General features: G+C 62.3%; 13 protein-coding genes. 2 read left to right on the top strand and 11 right to left on the bottom strand.

Features of this window, described 5'->3' with window-relative positions; genetic code table 11:
• Positions 1-94: 94 nt before the first annotated feature.
• Positions 95-2,392 carry a 5-methyltetrahydropteroyltriglutamate--homocysteine S-methyltransferase gene (gene metE, locus QC815_RS01880; protein ID WP_230448344.1) on the top strand — a complete coding sequence of 766 codons (2,298 nt, stop codon included), beginning with the start codon at positions 95-97 and terminating at the stop codon, positions 2,390-2,392.
• Positions 2,393-2,463: 71 nt separating this feature from the next.
• On the opposite strand, the gene ppk1 is transcribed toward metE, so the two are convergent.
• Positions 2,464-4,656 carry a polyphosphate kinase 1 gene (ppk1, locus tag QC815_RS01875; RefSeq protein ID WP_230448345.1) on the bottom strand — a complete coding sequence of 731 codons (2,193 nt, stop codon included), beginning with the start codon at positions 4,654-4,656 and terminating at the stop codon, positions 2,464-2,466.
• Positions 4,657-4,779: 123 nt separating this feature from the next.
• The gene (gene hemB, locus QC815_RS01870; RefSeq protein WP_230448346.1) at positions 4,780-5,793 is read right to left on the bottom strand and encodes a porphobilinogen synthase; all 1,014 of its coding nucleotides are present in this window, start codon (positions 5,791-5,793) and stop codon (positions 4,780-4,782) included.
• 160 nt (positions 5,794-5,953) lie between these two features.
• On the opposite strand from hemB, the gene elbB reads away from it, so the two are divergent.
• On the top strand, positions 5,954-6,613 hold the full coding sequence (elbB, locus tag QC815_RS01865; RefSeq protein WP_309766628.1) for an isoprenoid biosynthesis glyoxalase ElbB: 660 nt from the start codon (positions 5,954-5,956) through the stop codon (positions 6,611-6,613).
• Positions 6,614-6,692: 79 nt separating this feature from the next.
• Here elbB and tatC read toward each other — a convergent pair whose 3' ends face one another.
• The 9 genes from tatC to hslU all read right to left on the bottom strand — a co-directional run bounded on the left by tatC (position 6,693) and on the right by hslU (position 13,544).
• Complete coding sequence (gene tatC / locus QC815_RS01860; RefSeq protein ID WP_230448348.1) at positions 6,693-7,478, bottom strand: twin-arginine translocase subunit TatC; 786 nt, start codon at positions 7,476-7,478, stop codon at positions 6,693-6,695.
• Positions 7,475-7,894 (bottom strand): Sec-independent protein translocase protein TatB, encoded by a 420-nt coding sequence (gene tatB / locus QC815_RS01855; RefSeq protein WP_309766626.1) that lies wholly within the window; start codon positions 7,892-7,894, stop codon positions 7,475-7,477. The genes tatC and tatB overlap by 4 nt, the downstream gene beginning before the upstream one ends.
• A 3-nt stretch (positions 7,895-7,897) precedes the next feature.
• On the bottom strand, positions 7,898-8,173 hold the full coding sequence (gene tatA / locus QC815_RS01850; protein WP_230448350.1) for a Sec-independent protein translocase subunit TatA: 276 nt from the start codon (positions 8,171-8,173) through the stop codon (positions 7,898-7,900).
• Between the two features lie 43 nt (positions 8,174-8,216).
• Positions 8,217-8,579 (bottom strand): phosphoribosyl-ATP diphosphatase, encoded by a 363-nt coding sequence (locus QC815_RS01845; protein ID WP_230448351.1) that lies wholly within the window; start codon positions 8,577-8,579, stop codon positions 8,217-8,219.
• 21 nt (positions 8,580-8,600) lie between these two features.
• Positions 8,601-10,223 (bottom strand): ubiquinone biosynthesis regulatory protein kinase UbiB, encoded by a 1,623-nt coding sequence (ubiB, locus tag QC815_RS01840; RefSeq protein ID WP_230448352.1) that lies wholly within the window; start codon positions 10,221-10,223, stop codon positions 8,601-8,603.
• Positions 10,220-10,858 (bottom strand): ubiquinone biosynthesis accessory factor UbiJ, encoded by a 639-nt coding sequence (locus QC815_RS01835; RefSeq protein WP_230448353.1) that lies wholly within the window; start codon positions 10,856-10,858, stop codon positions 10,220-10,222. Before QC815_RS01835 ends, ubiB begins: the two co-directional genes overlap by 4 nt.
• Positions 10,859-10,880: 22 nt before the next feature.
• On the bottom strand, positions 10,881-11,636 hold the full coding sequence (gene ubiE / locus QC815_RS01830) for a bifunctional demethylmenaquinone methyltransferase/2-methoxy-6-polyprenyl-1,4-benzoquinol methylase UbiE (protein ID WP_230448354.1): 756 nt from the start codon (positions 11,634-11,636) through the stop codon (positions 10,881-10,883).
• Positions 11,637-11,758: 122 nt separating this feature from the next.
• Positions 11,759-12,142, bottom strand: coding sequence for a gamma-butyrobetaine hydroxylase family protein (locus QC815_RS01825; protein ID WP_230448355.1), 384 nt, complete (start codon positions 12,140-12,142; stop codon positions 11,759-11,761).
• Between the two features lie 79 nt (positions 12,143-12,221).
• Positions 12,222-13,544: an ATP-dependent protease ATPase subunit HslU gene (gene hslU, locus QC815_RS01820; protein ID WP_230448356.1), complete on the bottom strand. Its 1,323-nt coding sequence runs from the start codon at positions 13,542-13,544 to the stop codon at positions 12,222-12,224.
• Positions 13,545-13,553 lie beyond the last annotated feature (9 nt).

Genomic DNA, 13,553 nt, shown 5'->3' with positions numbered 1-13,553 from the left:
AAAATTTTCATGGTAGGTATTAGAAACTTTAGTTTGATTCACCTATCGGGGGTGCCCAGACTATACGAAATCATTCACGTTGCAAGGTTTCATCATGACAGTTTCTCATATTCTCGGCTATCCCCGTATCGGTGCCCAGCGTGAGCTTAAAAAAGCCACCGAGGCCTACTGGCAAGGCGACTGCTCTCGCCAGGCCCTCGAAGCAACCGGCCGCGAGCTGCGGCTACGCCACTGGCGAGACCAGCAGGCTGCCGGGCTTGACCTGGTCAGCGTCGGCGATTTCGCGTTTTATGACCAGGTGCTGAATGTCTCCGTGCTGCTGGGCGCGGTGCCCGAGCGCTTCAATGCGGGACGCGAAGTGGCAGCAGGCGAGGTCGAGCTGGATACCGCCTTTCGCATGGCACGCGGGCGGGCCCCCAGCGGTGAGCCTGCTCCCGCCTGCGCAATGACCAAGTACTTCGATACCAACTACCACTATCTGGTCCCCGAGCTACACGCTGGGCAGCGCTTCACGCTGGCCTCCAATCGGCTCTTCGACGAAGTCGATGAAGCCCTTGGCGCCGGGTTTACCCCCAAGGTCACCCTCACCGGGCCGCTGACCTGGCTGTGGCTGGGCAAATCCAAAGGCAGTGAATTTGACCGGTTGACGCTGCTCGACAGCCTCTTGGACGTCTACAGCGAGGTGCTGGCACGACTTGCCACCCAGGGCGTCGAGTGGGTGCAACTGGATGAGCCGGCGCTGGTGCAGGATCTCCCCCCGGCCTGGCATCAGGCCTTTGAACGCGCTTACCATCGGCTGCAGGCTGCGCCTTTGAAGCTGATGGTGGCCAGCTACTTTGGCGGCCTGGGCGATAACCTGTCGCTGGCCACCCGGTTGCCGGTGGCGGGACTGCACATTGATGCGGTGCGCGCGCCGCAGCAGGTCGACCAGGTGATCGACCGCCTGGGGCCCCATCAGGTGCTGTCGGTGGGCATTATCGACGGCCGCAATATCTGGCGCGCCGATCTGGCGGCGCTGCGTGAACGTCTGCGTCCGCTCAAGGTGCGTCTGGGGAAGCGGCTCTGGCTTGCACCCAGCTGTTCGCTGCTGCATGTGCCGGTGGATCTGGATCAGGAAAGCGAACTCGATGCATCGCTGGTCGGCTGGCTGGCCTTTGCCCGCCAAAAACTTGATGAGGTGGTCACCCTGGCCCGCCTGATCGATCAGCGCGCGACCGTTCAGGACGAGCAGCGCCTGGCGGCGGCCACCCAGGCGCTGGATGCCCGGCGTGATTCGACGCGCATCCACCAGCCGGCGGTGAGCCGGCGAGTGGCAGCGGTGACGCCGTGCGATAGTCAACGTCGCTGTGTTTATGCCGAGCGAGCAGTGGCCCAGCGCCGGGCGCTGGCGCTGCCGCTGTTTCCGACCACGACCATTGGCTCGTTCCCGCAGACCCAGGATATTCGTGCGGCGCGGCGGGCATTCAAGGCCGGCACCCTGAGCCAGGCCGACTATGACGCGCAGATGCGTGCCGAGATTGCCTATGCCGTCGAGCGTCAGGCGTCTCTGGGGCTCGACGTGCTGGTACACGGCGAGGCCGAGCGTAACGACATGGTGGAATACTTCGGCGAACAGCTGGACGGCTTTGCCTTTACCCGCTTTGGCTGGGTGCAGAGCTACGGCTCCCGGTGCGTCAAACCGCCGATCATCTTTGGCGATGTGACGCGCCCGGCGGCCATGACCGTTCGCTGGAGCGAGTATGCGCAAACGCTCACCGATAAACCCATGAAGGGCATGCTGACTGGCCCGGTGACCATCCTGCAGTGGTCGTTTGTACGCGATGACCAGCCGCGTGAGACCACCTGCCGGCAGATCGCCCTGGCGCTGCGCGACGAAGTTGCCGACCTGGAGCGCGCGGGTATCCGGATCATTCAGATCGACGAGCCCGCGTTGCGCGAAGGGCTGCCGCTGCGTCAGAGCGAGTGGCAGGAGTATCTGAACTGGGCGGTGGAATGCTTCCGGCTAAGCGCGGCGGGGGTCGACAATACCACCCAGATCCACACGCATATGTGCTATTCGGCATTCAACGATATCATCGGCGCGATCGCGGCGCTGGACGCCGACGTTATCACCATCGAAACATCGCGCTCGGACATGGCGCTGCTGGACGTTTTCCAGGACTTTGCCTATCCCAACGATATTGGCCCCGGCGTATACGACATCCACACGCCTAATATCCCCGATGTGAAATCGATGGTGGCGCTGATGGAAAAAGCGCTGGACAAACTTCCCGCCGAGCGGCTGTGGGTCAACCCGGACTGCGGCTTGAAAACCCGTGGCTGGGCGGAGGTGGAGCCGGCGCTGGCCAATATGGTCGAGGCGGCCAGGCAACTGCGCGCGCGTTACGCCTGAGCATAGGCTGCGCGCCTCAGTGACGCTAACCCCCCCCGGCTCGCGGCCGGGGGCATGCTACGGGGGATGCGTCAGCTCTTGGTGGCGTAGGCGTAGAGCAGTGTCTCCTGGGCGCTGATGGCATCACTGCCGCCGGGATTCTGAAGATGATAGCTGCCATCACTCTGCAGCATCCAGCTTTGGCAGTTATCCACCAGGTAGGTTTCCAGGTCCTTGCGCACCCGGGTGGCGAGCTTTTTATCCAGCAGGGGAAAGCAGGTTTCCACGCGGTGAAACATGTTGCGTGACATGAGGTCGGCGCTGGAGCACCAGATTTCCGGCTTGCCGTCGTTATGGAAATGGAACACCCGGGTGTGCTCCAGAAAACGTCCGATGATCGAGCGGACGCGAATGTTGTCCGACACCCCCCGCACGCCGGGTTTCAGGCAGCACATGCCGCGAATGATCAGGTCGCACTCCACGCCCGCCTGGGAAGCCCGATACAGTGCCTTGATGAGCTGCGGCTCGGTAAGCGAGTTGCACTTGATGATGATATGGGCGCGTTTGCCCTTGCGCGCCACCTGGGCTTCACGGTCGATCATGGCCATGAGCTGATCGTGCAGCGTGAACGGCGCGTGGAGCAGCGTGTCGATCTTGAGCGCGCGACCCATCCCCGACAGCTGCTGAAACACCCGGTGAACGTCGGCGCACAGCGCCTTGTTGGCGGTCAGCAGGCTGTAGTCGGTGTACAGTTTGGCGGTCTTGGAATGATAGTTACCCGTGCCCAGATGCGCGTAGTGGCGCAGTCCGCCGCGCTCGCGGCGTACAATATGCAACAGCTTGGCGTGGGTCTTGTAGGCCATGATGCCGTAGATCACGATGGCACCGGCTTCCTGCAGGCGCGACGCCAGCTGCAGATTGTCGGCTTCGTCAAAGCGCGCCCGCAGCTCGATCACCACGGTCACTTCCTTGCCCTGGCTGGCGGCATCGACCAGCGCGCTGACGATGGGCGAGTCGGCGCCGGTGCGGTAGAGCGTCTGCTTGACCGCCAGCACGTCCGGGTCGCGCGCGGCCTCGCTGAGCAGATCCTCGATGGGCGAAAACGACTGAAAGGGATGGTGCAGCAGCAAGTCCTGCTTGGCGATGGCGTCAAACAGGCTGCCACTTTTCAGCGCCTTGGGCACGCCGGGCGAGTAGGGTCTGTAGAGCAGCTCGGGGCGGTCAACGTCGTCCAGCACTGCCATCATCCGGGTCAGGTTGACCGGGCCGCGCACGCGGTACAGGTCGTCGTTTTCCAAGCTAAACTGGCGCAGCAGGAAATTGGTCAGATCCTCCGGACAGTTATCGGCGACTTCCAGTCGCACGCCGCTGCCGTAGCGGCGGGCCAAAAGCTCACCGCGCAGCGCCGAGGCCAGGTCGGAGACCTCGTCCGGGTCGACGCTCATGTCGGCATTGCGCGTCAGCCGGAACTGGTAGCAGCCGCGCACCTTCATGCCCGGAAACAGCTCCTCGGCATGGGCATGAATCATCGAAGACAGGAACACGTACTCGGTGAAGCCTTCGGTGCACAGGTGCTTGGGCAGCGCCATCAGGCGCGGCAGCGAGCGGGGGGCAGGCAGGATCGCCATGCCCCCGGCGCGCCCGAAGGCGTCCTTGCCTTCCAGCTCGACGATGAAGTTGAGGCTCTTGTTGACCAGGCGCGGAAAAGGATGCGAAGGATCCAGGCCGATGGGGCTGATCACCGGCATGATGTCGTTGTTGAACAGCTCCTGAACCCAGTCCTTTTGCGCCTTGGTCCACTGATCGCGGCGGCGAAACCGCAGCCCCTGGGCCTCCAGGGCGGGCAGCAAGGTATCGTTGAGGATGTCGTACTGCCGGGCGATTTGCGCATGGGCGATCTGGGATATCTCGGCAAGCACCGCCCTGGGGAGCCGGCCGTCGGCACCCGTCGAGTCGTCGCCCAGGGCGATCTGGTGCTTGAGCCCGGCGACGCGAATCTCGAAGAATTCATCCATGTTGGATGAGAAAATAAGCAGGAACATCAACCGGTTGAGCAGCGGATGGGCATCGTCCAGCGCCTGTTCCAGGACGCGGATATTAAACTGCAGGTGGGACAGCTCACGGTTGAAGTAAAGCTGCGGGTCGTCCAGGTCGGTTTCCGGCAACGCTTCCCGCGCTTGCACGCCCGTGGGCGTGCGATTGACGCGCAGCGGCGGCGTTTCGCTGTCGCCGCTACCCGGCTCAGTGAGCGGGTTGGGCGAATGATCAGTGGCCTGGTCGTCCATCGTGGCTGCCTCCGGCGTTAGTCGTCTCCGAGCATATCACTGGCTGATATGCCGCTTGTAACACAGTATGCCGGTAGAAGATGACAAAGACGTGTCACGCTATTGTCATCCAGACCGTCGAGGTCAGCGGGTGCCGGCCAGCAGTCGCGCCGCATCGAGGGCGAAATAGCTCAAGATACCGTCCGCCCCGGCGCGTTTGAAGCACATGAGCGACTCCAGGATGACCGTGTCGGCGTCCAGCCAGCCGTGATCAAACGCGGCGCGGTGCATGGCGTATTCGCCACTCACCTGATAGGCGTAGGTGGGAACGCGCAACTCGCGTTTGACTCGTTGAACGACGTCCAGGTAGGGCATTCCCGGTTTGACCATGACCATGTCGGCGCCCTCGGCAATGTCCATGGCGACTTCGTGCAGCGCCTCATCGCTGTTGGCCGGATCCATCTGATAGGTACGCTTGTCGGCCTTGCCCAGGTTGGCGGCGGATCCGACGGCATCGCGGAAGGGGCCGTAATAGTGCGACGCGTACTTGGCGCTGTACGCCATGATGCGCACGTTCGGCAGGTGTTCCTGTTCGAGCACCTGGCGGATAGCGCCGATGCGCCCGTCCATCATGTCGGAGGGCGCCACCACATCGGCGCCGGCCTCGGCGTGAGACAGCGCCTGCTTGAGCAGGGTGTCGACGGTGCGGTCATTGAGCACGTAGCCGTCTGCGTCGATGATCCCGTCCTGGCCGTGGATAGTGTAGGGATCCAGGGCCACGTCGGTGATGATACCCAGCTCGGGAAGCGCTTCTTTCAGAGCGCGCACGCTGCGCTGGACGAGACCGTTGGCGTTGTAGGCTTCCTCGGCGAACTCGGTTTTCTGTTCGCTGCCCACCACCGGGAACAGCGCGATGGCGGGGATGCCCAGCGCAAAGGCCTCGCGAGCCTGCTCGATCAGCAGGTCGATCGACAGGCGTTCGACCCCCGGCATGGAGGCAATGGCTTCGCGCTGCTGGCTGCCTTCGAGCACGAAGACCGGCAAGATCAAGTCGCCGGGGGTCAGCGTCGACTCACGCATCAGGCGGCGGGAGAAGTCATCCCGACGCATGCGGCGCAGACGGGTCGCGGGGAAGTGACGAGGGGTTGATGTGCTCAACGCTATTCTCCATTGAAACTCGCAAATGAGGTGTCGGTCGGCCTTGACTGAGTATATCAGCCTTGTCCTTCGGCGAAAGCCGCCTTGTGGCGCGCTCAAAGACTGACTAAAGTGGCGCAAACGCTGCTGAACGAGCAGGCCCTGCATAAGGAGAAAACGCATGACCAAACAGGTGGCAGTGATTCTGGCCGGCTGCGGTGTATTCGACGGGTCAGAAATCTACGAGACGACCCTGACGCTGCTGCGTTTGGACCAGCTGGGAATAGGGTATCGTTGTTTTGCCCCGGATATCGACCAGCAGCATGTGGTCAATCACCTCACCCAGGAGGACAGCACCGACGAACGCCGCAACGTGCTGGTGGAGTCCGCACGGCTGGCGCGCGGAGACGTGAGCCCGCTGACCGAGCTGGCCGCCGATGAGTTTGACGCCGTGATCGTGCCCGGCGGCTTCGGGGTGGCCAAGAACCTGTCTGACTTTGCCAGCGCGGGCGACAGCATGGAGGTGTTGGCATCGTTCAAGGAAGTGCTGTCAGGCTTTCGCGAAGATGCCAAGCCGATTGGGCTGATCTGTATTGCACCGGTATTGGCGACCCGCCTGTTGGGCGATGGCATTGCGGTGACGGTGGGCAATGATCCCGGCGTCTCGGGCGCCATCAGCGCCATGGGCGGCTTGCACCGCAGCTGCCGCGTCGAGGATATCGTGGTAGATCTGGAACACCGCGTGGTGACGACACCGGCCTACATGCTGGCCACAAGGATCAGCGAGGCGGCCACCGGCATCTTCAAGCTGGTCGACCGTATCGACGAAATGATGGGCTAGCCCGCTAGGTGCCCCTCCCTGCATCAAAAAGCCGCTGTCCAGGACAGCGGCTTTTTTGCACCGCGAATTTACGACGCTTTTATTCTTCTGTCTGTTCTTCAGCGGCTTTTTCGTCGCGGCGTTTGCGAACCAGACGCCCAAACAGCAGGCCGACTTCGTAGAGCAGATACATCGGCACGGCCAGCAGGCTTTGTGAAATCACGTCGGGCGGGGTCAGCACCATGCCCACCACAAAGCAGCCCAGGATGATATACGGGCGCTTCTGGGAAAGGCTCTCCACCGTGGTGGCACCGGACAGAATCAGCAGGAAGGTGGCCACCGGGATCTCGAACGCCAAGCCAAACGCAAAGAACAGCTTGAGCACGAAGTTCAGGTACTGGTTGATATCGGTCATGACCGTGATGTTTTCCGGCCCCGTCTGGGTGAAAAACGCAAACAGCAAGGGGAACACCACGTAATAGGCGAACGCCGCCCCGGCGTAGAACAGCAGGATGCTGGACACCAGGATAGGAATCGCCAGGGCTTTTTCGTTATCGTAAAGTCCCGGGGCGATAAACGACCACGCCTGATGCAGCACAAAGGGAATGGCGATAAACAACGCCGTTACCAATGTCAGCTTGAAGGGCGCGAGAAACGGCGAGGCCACTTCCGTCGCGATCATCTGCGACCCTGGCGGCAGCAGCGCCATCAACGGCTCCGCCACGAAAAGATAGATATCGTTCGAGAACGAATACAGTCCGAGAAACACCACCAGAATGGCGATCACCGCACGCATCAGTCGTGAGCGCAGCTCAATCAGATGCTCGATGAGCGGCGCCTGTTTCTGTTCGTTATTGGATTCCTGCGAATCACCAGACATGCTCATGGGTGCTTGCTGTCCTTGGTAAGTGACTCAGCGTCGGGCGACGCTGGCGCTTTATCGCGGACCGTTTCCAAAGCGTCATCCAGGTGCGAAGCAGCGCTGGCGGCGTGCTGTTCCGACGCCGTTGAAGTGGTGCTGGACGTCGTTGCCGGCTTGTCGGCCTCGGCGATGCGTTCCACGTCTTGCTTGGCCTTGCGCAGGCTGTCATCGAGCTTTTTCTGCTGATCATTGAGCGTCTGGCGCAGGTCTTCGGCTTCCAGCTGGGCGCTGATTTCGCGCTGCATGCCTGACACGGTGCGCTTGATCTTGCCTACCCATAGACCCACCGCGCGCGCGGCGCGCGGCAGGCGTTCGGGGCCGAGCACCAGCAGTCCGACGACGCCAATGACCAGAATTTCAAAAAAGCCAAAGTCGAACATGGCTTATTTGCGCTCGTCGTTGTTTTCAGCTGCCTGCTTGGCTTTTTCTTCTGCCTGGACATCGTAGGTATTGCCCGGCTCGTCGTGACGCACTTTCGCCTGGGGCTGCTCGTCGTCCTTCTTGTCAGTGTCCTTGTCTTCTTCGTGAACGGCTTTCTTGAAGCCCTTTACCGCACCGCCGAGGTCGGTGCCGACGTTGCGAAGCTTTTTAGTGCCGAAAACCAGGATGATGATGCCTAGCACAATCAGCAGCTGCCAAATACTGATACCACCTAACATATGCGTGTCCTCGTGATGGGGGCTACGTTGCAGAGCCTTAAGGTTATGGTGTGCGGGCCGCTTTTTCGTCGTGGCCGGAAATGCCGAAGCGGCGTGCCAGTTCGTCAAGGACGTCCTGATGATCGAGATCCAGGTGCGACAGCATCACCAGGCTATGAAACCACAGGTCGGCGGTTTCGGCGACCAGCGCCTGTCGCGCCGCCTCGCTACCCTGCTCGGCGTCTTTGGCGGCGAGCAGGGTTTCTGTCGCTTCCTCGCCGAGTTTTTCGAGTATCTTGTTCAATCCCTTGTAATGCAAGGAAGCCACGTACGAATCGTCCGGCGAGGCGTGGCGACGTTGCTGCAGTACCTCGGCAAGCGTATCCAGCACAGGCGCATTATTGGGCGTTGAAGGCGTCGTGTCCATGGGGATCCTCGGGTTCTTGAACTATTGCCATGCCAGCAGCAGCAGGCCGATGCCGGCGGCGACCAGCACTGGCCATGGCTGGCCGCTGGCCCATTGAGCGAGCGGCTGCCAGGCAAGCGCCAGGCCCAGCAGAATCAAGCCGATACGCAGGCGGTGGTGGCGTTTGCCCTGACGCGCCAGCTGTTGTCGCATGGTGCTGATGGCCGTTACCTGCTGGTGGCGCTGACGGTGCTCCTGTTCCATGCGGGTGAGGGCATGGTGGGCGAGCACCGGCAGCTCCGGTAGCTGGTGCGAAAGCTCCGGGGCCTGGCGTTTCAGCGAGCGCCATAGCCCACCGAAGCCCGCGCGCTCCTTCATCCATTGTTCCAGATAGGGCTTGGCCGTGCTCCACAGATCCAGGTCAGGGTAAAGCTGCCGACCCAGCCCCTCAATATTGAGCAGGGTTTTCTGCAGCAGCACCAGCTGCGGCTGCACTTCCATATTAAAGCGCCGTGCGGTCTGGAACAGCCCCAATAGTACCTGGCCGAAGGAGATATCTTTCAACGGTTTTTCGAGTATCGGCTCGCAGACGGTACGAATGGCGGCGGCAAACTCGTTGGCGCGGGTGTTTTCACCCACCCAGCCTGATTCGATATGCAGTGCGGCGACTTCGTAATAATCCTGGTGGAAGAATGCCAGCAGGTTGCGCGCCAGGTAATCCTGATCTTCCCGGGTGAGGCTGCCCACGATGCCGCAGTCAATGGCGATATATTGCGGGTCTTCCGGGTTGTCGCAGTTGACGAAAATATTGCCGGGGTGCATGTCGGCATGAAAGAAATTGTCGCGGAAGACCTGGGTGAAGAAGATTTCCACCCCGCGCTCGGCGAGCTTCTTGAGATTGGTGCCGTTGGCCTTGAGGGTGTCGAGGTCGGCGACGGGCACGCCGCGGATACGTTCCTGAACCATCACGTGGCGGCGGGTGAATGGCCAGTAGATGGTCGGCACGAACAGCAGCGGCGAGTCCTTGAAATTACGCTTCAGCTGCGAGGTGTTGGCGGCTTCCTTGTACAGATCGAGCTCGTCGAACAGCGTGGCCTCGTAATCCCGGATGACTTCCACCGGGCGCAGGCGACGTGCTTCGGGTACCTTGGCGAGCAGCTTGGCCACCTGGTACATCAGTGCCATGTCCTGACGCATGATGCGGTCGATGCCGGGGCGGATGATCTTGACCACCACGTCTTCACCGCTGTGCAGCCGGGCGACGTGAACCTGGGCGATCGAGGCCGAGGCCAGCGGTGCCGGGTCGAAAAAGGCGAAGGCGTCGCTGAGCGACATTTCAAGCTCTTTCTCGACCCGGGTGACCGCGTGTTCGCCGGGGAAGGGCGGCACCTGATCCTGCAGGCGCCTGAGCTCGTCGGCGATGTCCTCGGGCAGCAGGTCGCGGCGGGTGGACAACATCTGACCGAACTTGATGAAAATTGGCCCCAGCGCCTCCAGCGCGAGCCGTAAACGCTCGCCCCGGGAGCGCGGGCCGATGGGCATCAGGCGCAGCGGCGAAAACCACAGCAGAAACCGCAGCCACCAGGGCAGCCGATCAAGCGGCAGCAGCGTATCCAGACGGTGGCGGGCAATCACCCAACTGATGCGAAAAAGCCGCAGGCTCATGGGCGATCCCCCGCGCGCAGCCGTCGGTCAAGGCGTTTAAAGCGTGCTTCGAGGCGGTCGGTGGCTACTTCGAGCGAGGTAAGCTGGTCGCGCAATACATCGCGCTGCTGGCGGCCGGGGAGCAGGCGGGCCTCTTCGAAGACGTATTCGGCGACGTCCTGCACCAGCTCGTCGCGGGTGCGCAGGCCCCACTCGGCTGCGCGCCGCATGCCCTCGGCAAGCGAGTGGGCGGGGGCGTCACCCAGCCAGCGGGCCAGTTCGCTTTCCCAGTCGAGATCCAGATCCAGCAGCAGCGTGCGCGTGGCCTCCAGCAGGTGAACCTGGCCGCGAATGGCCAGTTTGCCCTCGAACATCAGCTGCTCGGCCGAGGCCCCGCCCAGCCAGGCCGACAGGGTTTCCGGCGTCAGCTCGACCACCGCATCCGCATGCCTGTCGTCCAGGTCGTCGCCGCGCAGCAGGTCAATCCCGGCCGCATGATAGTGCATGACCAGCGCCAGATGCGGCTGCTCGAAGCGTACCAGCAGGCGATTGCCCGCCAGCGCCGCCAGCCGTGAGGGTGACGCCGGGTCCCGGGCGAGAAGGGCGTTCAACGTGCGTTCACAGCCGGCCAGCAACAGGGTCGGGGTTACCAGCATGCTGACCTCTCGGTGGTTGGTGTCATAGCTTGATGCCGCGGTGCAGTGCGACGATGCCGCCGGTCAGGTTGGTGTACTCCACCCGCTCCAGACCGGCGTCTTCCATCATGCTCTTCAGGGTGTCCTGATCGGGGTGCATGCGGATCGACTCGGCCAGATAGCGGTAGCTGTCGCCGTCGCCGGCCACCAGTTCGCCCATCCTGGGCAGCAGGCGGAAGGAGTACTCGTCGTAGGCTTTCGAGAGCAGCGGGTTGTTGGGTTTGGAAAACTCCAGCACCAGCAGGCGGCCGCCGGGCTTGAGAACCCGTGCCATGGAGCGCAGCGCGGCGTCCTTGTCGGTAACGTTGCGCAAGCCGAAGGCAATGGTGATGCAGTCGAAGCTGTTGTCGGGGAACGGCAGGCACTCGGCGTTGGCCTGGACGTACTCGACGTTGCTGCCTACGCCGTTGTCCATCAGCTTGTCGCGCCCCACGTTGAGCATGGAGGCGTTGATATCGGCCAGCACGACCTTGCCCCGCGGGCCGACCAGGCGTGAAAACTTGAGTGTCAAATCACCGGTGCCGCCGGCAATATCGAGCACGTGGTGGCCTGGTCGAACGCCGGCGCGCTCGATGGTCAGGCGCTTCCAGACGCGATGAATACCCATCGACATCAGGTCGTTCATGACGTCATAGCGTGCGGCGACCGAATGAAACACGTCGGCGACCCGCGAGGCTTTTTCGTCGAGGGGAACTTCCTGGTAACCAAAATCGGTCGTGCGCTTATCCGTGGGGCTCATGGGGCTCTAGCTCCCGAGTTCGAGGCGAAGAGCGTCGACCAGGCGGTCGCCGCGTTAAAAGGTTGGCAGCATTGTAGCCTTGTCCGCCCTGGCTTGTCTGCGTTTGCCGCCGGGACGCGACGTCACAGCTGTTTGAACTGGATGCTGGCAGGCTCGCGGGAGGCGCCGGCCTCGTCCAGCCGCTGCAGGTAATTTTCCCAGTACTCGCTTTGATGCTGGGCCAGTTCGTAGAGGTAGTTCCAACTGAACAGGCCGCTGTCGTGGCCGTCGTCAAAGTGCAGCTTGAGGGCGTAGTTGCCGGCCGGGGTAATATTCTGCAGCCCCACATCCTTCTTGCCGACCTGCAGCACGGCGGTATCGCCACCGTGGCCGCGCACTTCGGCGGAGGGGGAGTAGACACGCAGCAGCTCCACCGGGAGGCGATAGCTTTCGCCGTTGGCGTAGCCGAGCTCCAGCTCGCGGGTCGGCTTGTGGTAGTGAACGCGGGTCGGGGTGGGAGCAGTCATGACGTACCTCAATTAAGGGCTTGGCGTCGGGTGTCGGTCAGGGCACACCGAGGCTCGGCATCCTTGCCGAGCCAACGCGTTAGAGGATATAGCGCGACAGGTCTTCGTCGACGGCCAGCTCGCCCAGTTGGGCATTGACATAGTCGGCGTCGACCAGCAGTGGGCTTTCCATGTCGCCGCCCTTGAAGGAGGCCTCTTCTAGCAGGCGCTCCATGACGGTATGCAGACGGCGCGCGCCGATATTTTCGGTGCCCTCGTTGACCTGCCAGGAGATCTGGGCAATGCGCTCGATGCCATCCTCAGTAAACTCGACGTCGAGTTTTTCGGTGGCCAGCAATGCCTTGTACTGCCGGGTCAGCGACGCCGAGGGCTCGGTCAGGATACGCTTGAAATCGCCCGGCGTCAGTGCATCCAGCTCGACGCGGATGGGTAGTCGGCCCTGCAGTTCGGGAATCAGGTCCGACGGCCGCGATAGGTGGAAAGCCCCCGACGCAATGAACAGGATATGGTCGGTCTTGACCATGCCGTACTTGGTCGACACGGTCGAGCCTTCGATCAGCGGCAGCAGGTCACGCTGCACGCCTTCGCGGGAGACGTCGCCACCGCTTGACTGGCCGCTGCCCTTGGCCACCTTGTCGATCTCGTCCAGAAAGACAATGCCGTGCTGCTCGACCGCTTCCACGGCGCGGGCCTTGATTTCCTCTTCGTTGACCAGCTTGCTGGCTTCTTCGTCGCGCAGCAGGCCAAAGGCCTCTTTCACCTTCACGCGGCGGGTTTCGCGCTTCTGCTGGCCCATGTTGGAAAACAGGCTCTGCAGCTGGCTGGTCATTTCTTCCATGCCCGGCGGGGTCATGATGTCGATACCCTGACCCTGGGCGGACACCTCGATGTCGATTTCCTTATCGTCAAGCTGGCCCTCGCGGAGTTTCTTGCGGAAGGCCTGGCGCGTGCCGCTGTCGTCGCGGGGCTTGTCTTCCTGGCCGCGAGGCGGCGGCAGCAGGGCGTCGAGGATACGGTCTTCCGCCGCGTCCTCGGCCCGGTGGCCGACTTCTTCCTTGGCGTGCTCGCGCACCATCTTGATCGACGCTTCGATCAGGTCGCGGATGATCGATTCGACGTCGCGGCCCACATAGCCCACTTCGGTGAACTTGGTGGCTTCCACCTTGATGAACGGTGCTCGTGCCAGCTTGGCCAGGCGGCGGGCAATTTCGGTCTTGCCCACGCCAGTGGGGCCGATCATGAGGATATTCTTGGGCGTGACCTCCGGGCGCAGCTCGTCGTCCAGCTGCATGCGGCGCCAGCGGTTGCGCAATGCTATAGCCACGGCGCGCTTGGCGTCTTGCTGGCCAATAATGTATTGATCCAGGGCATGGACGATCTCGCGGGGTGTCATCTGGGTCATAAAAGGGGC

The sequence above is a fragment of the Vreelandella gomseomensis genome, assembly GCF_031451645.1.
Lineage (GTDB): Bacteria > Pseudomonadota > Gammaproteobacteria > Pseudomonadales > Halomonadaceae > Vreelandella > Vreelandella gomseomensis.
The sequence above is the reverse complement of the archived record's forward strand: the minus strand, read 5'-3'. Positions and strand labels throughout refer to the sequence as shown.

Excerpts from the sequence above, each read along its gene's own strand:
- ubiB (WP_230448352.1), bottom strand. The coding sequence starts at position 10,223 with ATGAGCCTGCGGCTTTTTCGCATCAGTTGGGTGATTGCCCGCCACCGT.
- elbB (WP_309766628.1), top strand. The coding sequence starts at position 5,954 with ATGACCAAACAGGTGGCAGTGATTCTGGCCGGCTGCGGTGTATTCGAC.
- QC815_RS01825 (WP_230448355.1), bottom strand. The coding sequence starts at position 12,142 with ATGACTGCTCCCACCCCGACCCGCGTTCACTACCACAAGCCGACCCGC.
- ppk1 (WP_230448345.1), bottom strand. The coding sequence starts at position 4,656 with ATGGACGACCAGGCCACTGATCATTCGCCCAACCCGCTCACTGAGCCG.
- ubiE (WP_230448354.1), bottom strand. The coding sequence starts at position 11,636 with ATGAGCCCCACGGATAAGCGCACGACCGATTTTGGTTACCAGGAAGTT.
- tatA (WP_230448350.1), bottom strand. The coding sequence starts at position 8,173 with ATGTTAGGTGGTATCAGTATTTGGCAGCTGCTGATTGTGCTAGGCATC.
- metE (WP_230448344.1), top strand. The coding sequence starts at position 95 with ATGACAGTTTCTCATATTCTCGGCTATCCCCGTATCGGTGCCCAGCGT.
- tatC (WP_230448348.1), bottom strand. The coding sequence starts at position 7,478 with ATGAGCATGTCTGGTGATTCGCAGGAATCCAATAACGAACAGAAACAG.
- QC815_RS01835 (WP_230448353.1), bottom strand. The coding sequence starts at position 10,858 with ATGCTGGTAACCCCGACCCTGTTGCTGGCCGGCTGTGAACGCACGTTG.
- QC815_RS01845 (WP_230448351.1), bottom strand. The coding sequence starts at position 8,579 with ATGGACACGACGCCTTCAACGCCCAATAATGCGCCTGTGCTGGATACG.
- hslU (WP_230448356.1), bottom strand. The coding sequence starts at position 13,544 with ATGACCCAGATGACACCCCGCGAGATCGTCCATGCCCTGGATCAATAC.
- tatB (WP_309766626.1), bottom strand. The coding sequence starts at position 7,894 with ATGTTCGACTTTGGCTTTTTTGAAATTCTGGTCATTGGCGTCGTCGGA.